The organism is Paenibacillus silvestris (assembly GCF_009882985.1).
GTDB lineage: Bacteria > Bacillota > Bacilli > Paenibacillales > NBRC-103111 > Paenibacillus_E > Paenibacillus_E silvestris.
Genome location: NZ_WTUZ01000039.1, coordinates 370,851 through 383,717 on the forward strand (window position 1 = coordinate 370,851; position 12,867 = coordinate 383,717).

The 12,867-nt window shown below is 46.0% G+C and carries 6 protein-coding genes; 5 read left to right on the plus strand and 1 reads right to left on the minus strand.

What is annotated here, in order from left to right:
- Positions 1–89: 89 nt before the first annotated feature.
- The 3 genes from GQF01_RS30940 to GQF01_RS30950 all read left to right on the plus strand — a co-directional run bounded on the left by GQF01_RS30940 (position 90) and on the right by GQF01_RS30950 (position 10,278).
- Positions 90–7,097 carry a sialate O-acetylesterase gene (locus tag GQF01_RS30940; RefSeq protein WP_161410912.1) on the plus strand — a complete coding sequence of 2,336 codons (7,008 nt, stop codon included), beginning with the start codon at positions 90–92 and terminating at the stop codon, positions 7,095–7,097.
- Positions 7,098–7,320: 223 nt separating this feature from the next.
- Positions 7,321–9,084, plus strand: coding sequence for a glycoside hydrolase family 2 protein (locus GQF01_RS30945; RefSeq protein ID WP_161410913.1), 1,764 nt, complete (start codon positions 7,321–7,323; stop codon positions 9,082–9,084).
- A 162-nt stretch (positions 9,085–9,246) separates the two neighbouring features.
- Positions 9,247–10,278, plus strand: a complete 1,032-nt coding sequence (locus tag GQF01_RS30950; protein WP_161410914.1) for a homoserine dehydrogenase — start codon at positions 9,247–9,249, stop codon at positions 10,276–10,278.
- Between the two features lie 101 nt (positions 10,279–10,379).
- Here GQF01_RS30950 and GQF01_RS30955 read toward each other — a convergent pair whose 3' ends face one another.
- Positions 10,380–10,988 carry a TetR/AcrR family transcriptional regulator gene (locus GQF01_RS30955; protein ID WP_161410915.1) on the minus strand — a complete coding sequence of 203 codons (609 nt, stop codon included), beginning with the start codon at positions 10,986–10,988 and terminating at the stop codon, positions 10,380–10,382.
- 139 nt (positions 10,989–11,127) lie between these two features.
- On the opposite strand from GQF01_RS30955, the gene GQF01_RS30960 reads away from it, so the two are divergent.
- Positions 11,128–11,997 carry an NADPH-dependent F420 reductase gene (locus tag GQF01_RS30960; RefSeq protein WP_268894406.1) on the plus strand — a complete coding sequence of 290 codons (870 nt, stop codon included), beginning with the start codon at positions 11,128–11,130 and terminating at the stop codon, positions 11,995–11,997.
- A gap of 172 nt (positions 11,998–12,169) precedes the next feature.
- Positions 12,170–12,787, plus strand: a complete 618-nt coding sequence (locus GQF01_RS30965) for a GNAT family N-acetyltransferase (RefSeq protein ID WP_161410917.1) — start codon at positions 12,170–12,172, stop codon at positions 12,785–12,787.
- The last annotated feature ends 80 nt before the right edge of the window (positions 12,788–12,867 follow it).

Genomic DNA, 12,867 nt, shown 5'->3' on the forward strand with positions numbered 1-12,867 from the left:
TGAGAGTATCCTATTTACATGTTCCTGCACATGCAACAAAATGACGTTGTTCTGCGATAAAAGGATAATTGAATCAGGAGGAATAGGGCATGAATACAAAAAAACTATTGGCGGTTCTCTTGTCCATTATGTTGGTACTGCCCATCATGATGATACCGACGGGTGCTTCGGCCACGGCCGCTAAAGGCATTATGGATAACTACATAGTTCAGAAAATTTATGATAAAAGGGAGCTTAAGCCCTATACATTAACCAATCCTACACGGTATGGATTTGGATCGGGCTATATCAATACCATTGATTTCGATGTGTCGTCAGTGGCTCCAGCCAATCTAGCCGTGAGTTTGCAGCTCTATGTCGAGAATAATGATAATCCCGGCAATATAACTAATTTGATGAAAACAATCGGCGGCAACGGCCGGTTTGAAGTGTCAGATAATCAAATTGGTGGGCATTACTTAATGTATAACTCGAAGGATTTGAAGCGGGCGGACGGCACCGAGATTCAGCCGGGGTGGAATGATGTGTTGCTTCCTTTTTCAGCAATGGGCAATGTGGCAGCAGTCGACCTATCTCATATCCGTTTTTTTCGTCTGGAGTATTTTGGCTTCACTGTGAAGCCAGACGCTTATGTCATCCGGTTGAAAGATGTCAATATCGTGGATATGTCCCGTCCGGCCGACCCGGTGCCACCGGTGCAATACGACACCACACCTTTGGTGGCCAATATTCCTTTCACCAAGACGTTTAATATTACCGGTGGCGGCAGTGCCGGAACTCCCACAGCCTCTTTTGCTGTTCCATTTGCACCAATTGACGCTTCACACCATGATATCAGAAAAGTTAAATTGGTCATGGATACCGAGATAGAAAACCTGACCCATCCTGGTAATATTACGGTAATGTCGCAAGCTGCAGGCCAACTTGAGCTTACCAGCAGCGGCCACAACGACACCAATGAATTAGCCTTTAGTGTCGGATCGCTGAACTGGCAAAGCGGTCAATCGAGCGCTTCCGTTATGTTGTCTACCGGTGGCGCAACGGGCGGTACAATTGATTATTCAAAGATCAACTATATGCGCTTTTATATGACCAATTGGCCGGCTACCTTTACCGACAATTTGGTCATCAAAATTTCGAATGTCCGTTTGATCGATACGACCAATGACACCACACTTCCCACCTTCTTCAACGACGGCATGTTGTTCCAGCAGAAGAAACCCATGAATATTTGGGGATATTCGGATGTAGGTAAAAACATAAAAGTTGAATTGTTCAAAGGCAATGAGACGACTGCGCTCGAAACCAAGACGGCAGTTGCTGCGGCCTCCAGAAGATGGGATGTTTCTTTATCCCCACGGAACGGCAGCTATGACAGTTACAAAATTGTGGTCAGCGAAGGCAACACCGTCATTCAAACCATCAAAGATGTTGCCATAGGTGAATTATGGCTCGCTGGCGGTCAGTCCAACATGGCTTTAAATGTGGGTACGGCGATGACAGGGGCTTCCGAAGTAGCCAACGCCAATAACCATAACATCCGTTTCTTCTTGGTTCCGAGTTACCCGGCGGGGGCAAATGGAGATCAACCGATTGATCCAACGTCGGACATTGCCGGAGCCTATTGGGGCGCAGGCGATAAAGGTACTGAAGTCAACAAGGTTTCTGCCGCCGCCTATTTCATGGCAAAATCGCTGCAACCGAAGTTAAATGTTCCTGTTGGTGTGATCAGTGATGCTACCGGCGGTACCGTCATTGAAGCTTGGCTACCCCGTCTGGCAATTGAAGGCAACGCTGAAGTAAAAGCCGCTCTGATGAAACGCGGTTTGTACTATGATGCCGAATGGTGGCCGACAGAAGCCAATAAAATGTCCGTTTTGTACAATCAGAAAATCGGTCCTCTTGCCGGAACCAACATTGCTGGTACGATCTGGTATCAAGGCGAAAGCAACTCCAACCGCAGCGAAATCTATGATATTGAATTAAATCTGTTGAAAAAAAGCTGGAGCGAAGCGTTTGGTTTTGCAAACAACACCATGCCGTTTATCGAAGCACAGGTTGCGCCGGATCAGTACGACAATGGTAGTACCAACCCTCAGCATCTCGGCTGGCTGGCTGAGAGTATGACCAAATCTTATTTGGCCAACGCTGACAAGAATATGACGCTCTTCCCTATCTACGACGTTCCGCTCACTCATGTGCTGAACGGGACTTCACCTGGTGCGATCCATCCTCGTACGAAGGAGCAGGTTGGCCAGCGTTTTGCCGATAGTGCCATGAGTTTGGTATACGGCGCCAACGACCTGAAATCGGCTCCGATCTATAAGAGCAAGACCGTTTCAGGCAATGTCATTAACCTTACCTTTGACAACGTAGGTGAAGGTCTTAAATCCTATGACGGCATTTCTCTTCATGGCTTTAGCATTGCGGGTGCAGACCATGTGTATGTTACTGCCAACGCTGAAGTTACAGGTACGAACACCGTTAAAGTATGGAGCAATATGGTCTCTGATCCGAAGGATGTCATTTATGCTTTTGACAATTTTAATAACAATGCCAATCTGGTTGGTGCCGCCAAAGGGAATTATTATATCCCAGTCAGCCCCTTCCGTACTACCGCATATGCAGATAGCACCAGTGCTCCCGACCCGAGTGTAACTTATTATACAGAGCAAGGCTGGATGTACGCAGACAAAGATGAATGGGTCGTCGACCAAAACGATACCACGATTAATTCCTTCGGATTCCATCCGTCTTGGAAGTCAGGGGCTGTCAGCACCACCACTGCGGTTACCTACGGATATTCTTCTGCTTTGAAGCTGGAGGGTGCCTCGGCATTGCAGGTAAACTATTCCGGTGCTACTGGCAAAGTGATCGGCATCAGTCCGATAGTGTCCTATAACAGCTTGAAATTTAAAGCTGGCAATTACAACTATGTATCAGTAAATGTGCTCAACGCTAATGAAACCGGCGCCAAACTGGCACTGCAGTTCGTTAGTGGGGGCAAGACGTATACGGCAGCTGTTGCCGAAACGGGTTTATATGAAAAAAGCCTTGCCAAAGACAACAAGTTTGCGACTGTCACCTTTAATCTACGCCAATTATTGGATGGCACCCAAGTTGTAACCGATACCCAATCTTTGCTTAATGCCATGACCGATATGCAGTTCACCTTTACGGGTGTGACCGATGGCAGCTTGTATCTCGATAAAGTCATGGTTGGTGCCACTGCCGGCGTTAAGACCGATGCCGAGTTGACCGCTGCTAACCAGGCGTTCGATGCTGTTGCTCTGCGGACGCAGCTGCAAGCAACCTTTGTTGCAGATACCAGCCAATATACCCCAGCATCCTTGATTGCTTACCATGCTGCAAAAACTGCTGCAGACGCTTTGATTCAGGCAAACAGTACGGATATCGTCAAACTGGGTCAGGCTATTGATTATGTCAATACGGCCAAGAGTGCTTTGGTTATTAAACCTGTCAGCAAAGACGATTTGCTCGCTGAGATGAACAAAAAACCGGCGGATTCCACTTCGTACATCACGGCTTCATGGGATGCTTACATGAATAAATGGCAAGCAGCCAAATCCGTATACGACAACAATAATGCCACTGTCGACCAGATAGCAACCGCTACAACGGAGTTGGCAGCCGCATTTGGCAACCTTGAAATCTCGTCTACTTTGCTTGAATTTGGCGAACCTGTCGTGGAACAAGGTGTAGTGTATAGCAAATACAACGGCAATCCGGCTTCCGAAGCCCAAACTTTCGTTGAAGAGTATGAAGGAGATACGGTTGGGCGTATTAATGCTCAAAAATATCTGTATGCTACGTTGAGTGCAGACTCTTCCCTTAGAGGTGCTGAAGATGTTATTTTTACCATTCAATATTACGATGTCGGGACACAGAAACCATTTTTGGAGCTGGGTCAAAAATCAACTGGAAACGCTTATAATAACAGGCATTTTATCCAGCTTTATAATACTGGGGATCTGGTCACACTGAAAATATATGTGACAGATGCCCAAATGAGGAAAGCGCAAAATGGCGGTGCTGATTTCAGGATTTTAGCTTCCGGTGGAAATTTCTATGTAAAAAGTATACGCGTGGAGAGTGGCAAGGAGCCTGCCATTGACGAGACACTTCCACCTGCATTTGCCGGGGAAACGTCAAGTAATAACATGATCGGAAAGACGGTTGCCGGTTATCAGATGTGGTTTACTGCCAATGCAACCAATGCGGGATGGGTTCATTGGAACTCCGGGACGAGACCTGGCGTTGGTCAGCTTAAGTTTGAAAATTGGCCCGATGTAAGGGAATATCCCGATAATGCTCTATTCCCTACCAATTTCGATAACCTGGAAACCGGAGAACAAGCCAAATTATTTACATCCAAGAATAAAGACGTGGTAGATTTGCATGTTTCTTGGTTGCGTGATTATGGGATAGACGGGTTAGCTGTTCAGCGGTTTTATAGTACAACAGAAGTGACTGAAAGTCCTATAAAAAATAATATCAACATGGTTCAAGATGCCGCTGAAAAATATAATAAACTATTTTATGTCATGTATGATTTGTCAGGGTCTGGAAGCGCAGGGGAAGCTGCTGTAGACCGAATCAAAAAAGATTGGGTTTACAATGTAGAACGCAAAGGCATTGTAAGCTCAACGAGTTATGCCTATGCAAAAGGGAAGCCGGTAGTTTGCTTATGGGGACTTGCGGGAGACAACCCGTCCAGATATCCGAGCGCCAGTAACGCGCTCACACTTATTCATTGGTTCCAAGACAGAGGTTATTATGTTATCGGAGGGTTGCCTGATAATACATGGGCATCGGTAACCAATGATTATGCTGCGGTCTATCAGTCCCTTGATATGGCATCTCCTTGGACGGTAGGACGGTTTAATGGTTCAGAGGACGCCAAAGCTTGGTGGGAGCAAACCGACCAACGACTGGAAAGAGAGATGGCGTATTGTGAGCAATACGGAATTGATTTCTTGCCTGTTATCTTCCCAGGGTTTGCTTGGGCGAATCTCAGAAACGGCGTGAATTCGCCGCCGAATGAGATAGGCAGAGAAAGCGGGGATTTCATGTGGACACAGGCGGCACTTTTAAGAGAGCACGGTCTAAGGACATCGTACATCGCCATGTTTGATGAGTTTGATGAGGGGACATCAATCATTAAGGGCGCTGAAGATTCCTATGAAATTCCGAAAGGCGAGCAGTATTTGTATACACAGGCATCCGAAGGTACATGGCTTTCTTCCGATTTTTATTTGCGGCTCACGGGAGCTATTGCCGATTTGAATAAACGTGACATTACGGAAGGCAATCCTGTTAGCTATGAAGTGCCGATTGAGGATTCGTTGGGTCCTGTTTATTGGCGGAACGGTTTTGAACAACGCGTCGCTGCGGGCGGTGAGCTAACCAACGTTGACGTAGGTATTTACAATCCCGATGATGAAAATGAACGCGAAAATCCCCAAATTCTGAAGCGTCAGCATTCGGACCCCGCGTTAGACTCTTTTGCTATCGAGAAAGGTACCTTTCATAGAGGCGCGTATGCTTTCCGATTTAGTGGTAAATTGGAAAGTGGCTCCGAGAATGCTCAGCTTTATGCGCGAATTGCGCCAACCCAAATAAAAGTTCAAAACAATTTGGAGCTTTCTTATTATCTTCAAGCAGAAAACGACTTAGGTCGGCACGCTTTCATTGATTTGCTGTTTGACGATGGTACGTATTTAAGCAACAAGGCTGGATTTACCGGCAAAAGCGCAAAAGGTGCAGTAGGCGAGTGGGGCAAAGTCTCTTATTATTTAGATTCTTCTTTCATTGGCAAAACGATAGTAGCGGTGATCGCTGCATACGATCACACAGCAGATGGTATTTATACGGCTTACATGGATGATATAACGATTCAAACAGCACAGCCAACAACGCCATTACTTCGTGAAGCGATGCTTGCGGTTGACACACCTTCACTTCAAGTAGGAACCACGACTTCAACGTTGGTAACGGGTACGCTTAACAATGCAACGCCTGCTGATCTCACCGTAGCCGCAATTACATACGGCTCAAGTAACGGTGCGGTTGCAACGGTTGATGGACAGGGGCATATCACCGCGGTAGCCGAAGGAACGGCTCAAATTACAGCTGCTGTTACGCTGCAGGGTGTATCCGTACAGAGCAATGCTGTTACGATCACAGTGGTGAAGCCGGTGTCTACAACGCCAGTACTTCGTGAAGCGATGCTTGCGGTTAACGCGACTTCACTTCAAGTAGGAACCACAGCTTCCGCGCTGGTAACGGGTAAGCTTAGCAATGCAGCGCCTGCTGATCTCACCGTAGCGGCAGTTACGTACGGCTCAAGCAATAGTGCCGTGGTAACGGTTGATATGCAGGGGCAAATCACTGCGGTAGCCGAAGGAACGGCTCAAATTACAGCTGCTGTTACTCTGCAGGGTGTAACCGTACAGAGCAATGCTGTTACGATCACAGTGGTGAAGTCGGTGTCTTTAGGGGCTCCAGGTAATCCAGTCTTATCCTCTAACAGCGGTGAAGCCACGGGACTAAGTGATGGCAACTACACAGTAACAATGAATATGTGGTGGGGCAGTAATGGAACGTTATTTAAATTGTATGAAAATGGCACGCTCATCTCGACACAAACGTTGAAGGATGCGGCTCCTGCGGCACAAGTGGCTCTAGTGAATGTGCATGGAAAAGTGAACGGCACATATACGTACACGAGTGAACTCATCAACTCTTTCGGTACGACAACGAGCAATCCGCTTGTTGTCACTATCACGGGCGCAACGCCGGGTAAACCGGTGCTTTCCCAAGATAATTGGGATGGAGACGGCACATTCCATGTTACGATGAACATGTGGTGGGGAACCAATGCTACAGAATATCGTTTATACGAGAATGGTGTGTTAATCGAAACCAAATCACTTCAAGCCGCTACGCCCGGCGCCCAAAGTATGGTGAGTGCAATTTTCGGACGCGGGGTTGGTACATACGAGTACCGAAGTGAATTGGTCAATGCAAGCGGAGTAACCTCCAGTGACGTGTTAACTGTACAAGTACAGAAATAATTGTACATTCATACGAAAGTATATGCTGAAACAGTTGGTCTTCTTTGGAAGATCGGCTGTTTTTGTCTTTATACTTGATATCGTAGCCATTAGTTAACTTATTAGTTAACTAATAAACTTTATGTTGACATCATGCCTGCAATTTATCATAATATGAACAACAATACATTATTTTGATTATTTAGTTAACAATTAAGTTAATTATAAGGAGGATTTTCAGAATATGACCAGCACGCATAAGTACGTTAAAAATTACCCGCGACCGCAATTGGTACGCGACCAATGGCAATTGTTGAACGGGGAGTGGAGCTTCCGCTTTGATGATTCGTTTCGAGGAGAGCAGCATAGTTGGTACAGCAACCTCGACGCTGATAAGAAAATTCAAGTTCCATTTACTTACGAGACTAAGGCCAGCGGTATCGGCGAAGAGAACTTCCATCCCTGCGTATGGTACGAACGGATCGTGGCTATACCAGCTGATATCAATGAACGGCGCATCATGCTTCATTTTCAAGCTGTCGACTATTTGGCTAAGCTCTGGGTGAATGGCGTTTATGTGGGCTCGCATGAGGGTGGATATTCCGCGTTCTCGTTTGATATTACGGATGCTGTTGTGCCAGGTGGTGATAATCGGATTACTGTCCGGGTTGAGGATGGGAACAGTACGATGCAACCGCGCGGCAAGCAGCGCTGGGTGGACAAGAACTATGGCTGCTGGTATGTACAGACTACAGGCATCTGGCAGTCCGTATGGATGGAATACGTCGATGTGCACCATGTAAACCGTATGAAGATTACGCCGAAGCTGAAGGAAGCGTCCGTATCGTTCGAGTATGAGATGGGAAGCACCGTTCGATCTTTCGAAGGATTGTCGCTGCAGACAATTATCCGATACGACGGCAAGTTGATTCGCTCAACGGAATCGAATGTTGACAGGCCGTTTGTGAAAGTAGATGTAAGCGTTATGAACGATATCGGCGAATGGAAGGTTTATGCTTGGCATCCCAATCATCCACATTTGTACGATGTGGAAGTTATACTGAAGAAGGATGGCCAGCCAGTTGACACGGTCTACAGCTATTTCGGCATGCGAAGCATTGAGATTAAAGGCAATCAGATTCTTCTCAATAATTATCCGTTTTATCAACGTCTGCTTCTTGATCAAGGATATTGGGAAGATACCCATCTGACGCCGCCATCTGAGGAAGCTCTTATTGATGATATAGAGAAAACTTTAGCTCTTGGATTTAACGGCGTACGAAAGCACCAGAAGCTGGAGGACCCAAGATTCCTATACTGGGCGGATCGCAAAGGACTCTTGGTATGGTCGGAATTCGCATCCACTTATGAGTTCGGAGATGATGCCGTACATCGGTTCACGAAGGAATGGATCGAAGTTGTGCGCCAGCATTATAATCATCCGAGCATTGTCACATGGGTGCCGTTCAATGAATCGTGGGGGATTTCGAGCATCTCTACGGACCGGAAGCAGCAGCAGTTCACCGAATCCATCTATCATTTGACCAAGTCGTATGACCAAATGCGCCCTGTTGTTGTGAATGACGGCTGGGAGCACACGGTTTCGGATATCATTACGCTGCATGACTATGAGGAGCTGGGAGCCGTATTCGAAGCTCGGTACAAGGATAAGGAAGTATTGCTTAGCAATGAAGTTCCTCATGACAAACACCGATACCCTTTCGCAAATGGGTACAGCTATAAGGGGCAGCCGGTAATTATCAGTGAGTATGGCGGTATCGCGTTCAAGAGCGAGGAAGGTTGGGGCTACGGCAACCAAGTGAAGAGTGAAGAAGAGTTCTTAGCGCGGTATGAAAGTATTACCCAGGCAATCAAAAACTTGGAGTACGTCAGCGGCTTCTGCTACACGCAGCTAACTGATGTGCAGCAAGAGGTGAATGGCTTGTTGACTATACAACGTGAACCAAAGATTGAGATGGAGAAAATTAAAAAAATCAACTTAAAGTAGAAGTACTATAGGTGAACTTTCATTAGGGGAGTAAACTGCTGCGGCAGTTGCTCCCTATTTGTCATTGAAGTTATGGTCAGTTAAACGTATATTGTTTAGTAAACAAGGCTGAAATTAAAGCTGAATCGTAGGAATGTTGTTTTTATGAACGGGGGATTGTATATGCTTAAGAAAAATATTGTGCTAACTGGTTTTGGTTCCGTAGGCAGAGAATTTATTCGTCTTTTAAAAGAAAAATCAGAAATGATTAAACAAAACTATAATCTTGAATTACGTCTGGTAGCGGTAGGAGGACGGGATGGTTTTATTAGTTCGGAGGAAGGCTTGAACCTCCATATTTTGTCGGAATCCGAGTTAGGATCCCAATCGTTATCTGATTATGCCCATAATTTACGCATTCCACTTACGAGCAGTTACGTTAACGCGGATGTATTGGTAGAAGCTACCCCTACGGATGTAGGGAGTGGTGAGCCGGGGTTTTCCAACATGATAACAGCGTTTCATAATCGGATGGACGTTGTAGCCATATCCAAAGGAGCGCTTGTGGCGCATTATGATACGGTTTTCGAGGTGGCCAAAGCCAACAAAGCAAGACTAAAATATAGTGCGGCAACTGCCGCCGCATTACCAACAAAGGATATTGGTGAAATCAGTTTAGCAGGCAGTGAAATTGTTGGTATTGAAGGGATTCTTAACGGTACGACAAACTATATTTTAACCTGCATGCAGGAAGAGGACCTCTCTTTTGAAGAGGCATTACGAACTGCTCAGCAGAAAGGGATAGCCGAAACCAATCCGGATTTGGATGTAAAAGGGATAGATAGCGCTTGTAAAATTCTCTTATTGGCTAACGATTTGCTTGGTACTCGTTATCTACTAGAGGATCTGTCGATTCAAGGAATTGACGCTATCACCAAGGAGCAAATGGCTGAATGTAAACGGAGGGGGTCGAAATTCAAGCTCCTTGCCAAAGCCTTGAAAAGGGATGGGAAAGTCCACATCAACATCGCTCCTACTGAAATCAGCTCTGGGCATATGTTGTTTGGCGTTGATGGCACCAATAAAGGTATCGTTTTTCAAACAGACACGATGGGGGCAGTTTGCGCGATCGGAGGCTCATCCTCTCCTAGAGGGGCGGCTGCCGCTGCACTGAAGGACGTAATTAATTTATATCGTGATCATGAATTTAATTAATGAGAGCATTGTCATAGAGGAATAACAAAATGCGAAGAGACCGTTTGAACGAGTGAGAGACTCGGCCGAACGGTCTTTTCTGTTGAAGGAACAATATGGAATCATTGTAGACCCTTTATTAGAGCATCCACATATATTTCGTTCATTTTGCCAATGTCATAGTTTGAATCAGATAGACACCAAGTCATGCATGACCCTGTCAAAAAAGAGTAAACATAGTTAACGATTTCTTCTGTAGACATATCTTCTCTAAATATGGACTGCGCTCTTCCCTCGTCAATAGCTTCAAATAACAATTCCTGCTTGATGCAGTCCGAGAAAAACGAGGTTTCAGTTGAATTAAGGGAGAGGTAAACAACGAAAGTGAGTCTAGTCAGTTCTTCACCAACCGTTATCGGAAATCCAAGTGCTACCATGATAAAAGTTTTAAGCTTGTCTACAGGAGAAGCATCTTTATTCTCTTGAATATACTTCCCGAAATTCTCTTCCATATACTCGGACATATCGTCTCGGTACAACTTTCTGACGATGTCCTCTTTGGATTTATAATATATATAAAAAGTCCCTTTAGAAATTTCGCATTTCTCGCATATTTCATCCACCGTAACGTTGTTATATCCCTTGGATACGATGAGTTCTTTCGCTACAGTAAAAATCTTTTTCTTCGTGGATTTTCCCTTGAGCTGTCGATTTGTTTCTTTTTTTATCATCCCATATTCCCCTCCCGACTCTTAAACTATAACGCATGTTAGTGTAATTGACAAATTAAATATGACCGTAGTATGATGACTGTAGTCACATGACTGTGGTCACTATTGACTAAAAAAATAAAAAAACCTAAGAAAGAGGTTGTTCAATATGAAAATTGCTATTATCGGAACAGGGAATGTTGGAGGAAGCCTTGCGCGGATTTTTACTCGAAAAGGACATACTGTAACTATCGCTAATTCGAGTAACTCCCCAGCTTTGCACGAATTAGCCAAGGAGATTGGAGCAACTCCAGCAACGGTTCAGGACGTCGCGCAAGGAGCCGACATTGTTATCCTTTCCATTCCCACCAAGAGAATGGTTGATTTACCAAAGGAATTCCTCCAAACAATCGCTCCAGGAGCGATTGTGATCGATACCAGCAATTATTATCCTTTGCACCGCGACGGCGCTATTGAGCCTATTGAAAAAGGAATGCCCGAAAGCCGTTGGGTCGAGCAGCAAATCAAGCACTCGGTTATCAAAGCGTTCAGTGCCACTAATTGGTATAACTTGACGGAAGAAATTCAGTCTGGACTTTCTCGACGCCTAGCTTTGCCGGTGTCCGGTGATGATCCTGCAGCTAAGGCGATCGTATCCCAGTTGGTAACCGAGGCAGGTTTTGATCCTGTAGATGCTGGCGGGCTTGATGAGTCTTGGCGCCTACAACCTGGGTCGCCAGCGTATTGCACGAATCTTAGCGTAGAAGAAATGCATGTAGCTCTTTCCCAAGCGACTAACGAGCGTAAACCAGATTCATCAGGCATCCGTGATAGCGAAGAAGAACTACAAAAGGCACAGGAGATGCAAGTCGCGTTTTTCCAGGCGTTCGACAATGCCATTCAAGTTCTGGTGGAATCGAACCAAGGGACAGAAGCGGCTGTAACCAAGGGAATCGTTGATCAATTTATGTCGGGCCGAAATCCGGGAGACATTCTTGCCCACGTATTCGAGCATAAACGCTTGGATTAAGTAATTATACTAGAACCTCTCAGTCCACAACCGGATTGGGAGGTTCTATTTGTCATTAGTTCCGTTTCTCAGTCAAGTGAAGGCCAGCCCATAGACTAAGACTTGCTCAGTGATAATATACATCCATTATATTATGGCGGTTTAGCCGCCGGACGAGGAGTATTGAATCATTATGAATATAGCTGAGCTTAAGCGATTTATCATTTCAATCGAGATTAAAGCATTAGAGAAAACAGTAGTTGATGGAGAAGGGGAGAGTCAGTTCTCCGAATTGATTAGAGATAGAATCGCAAACCTCAAGCGAGAAGGAGAGTGGATTCATCAGTTTGACGAGGGGGTGCCGATTTCACGATTCATAACGTCTGACCTCGTCATTCGGAGGGCGATCACAGGTGATGTCGATACGATACGTGACGTCTATCGCCGAGCTTCGCTGACAAACGAAGCCGACCACCAGCTAATCGCCGCTCATCCCGAGTGGCTCGTGTGGGACGTCGCGATGCTGCCGTTCGCGCATGTTGCTGTTGTTGACGGGCGAGTCGTCGGCTTCGCATCGGCGCGGCCGATCGACGACTTCCTCGAACTTGAGGATCTGTTCACTGATCCTGACTATAGGCGACAAGGCGTTGCCAGTGCGCTCATCGCTGACATTGCACGCCGCGGTTTGCGTATAGAGGTGTCCGCCAATCACGCGGCGAAGGCTTTTTACGAATCAGTGGGGTTCGTCGTCATCGGCATCGCTGGTTCACAGGGTGGACCGGTGCTTAGGATGCACCTCGATGTCATGTGAGTTGGACTTTGACGAGCATATTAATGTTATGGAGTATCAGGTCCACGGAACCAAACCAATCTCCGGTAGGCTTTACGATA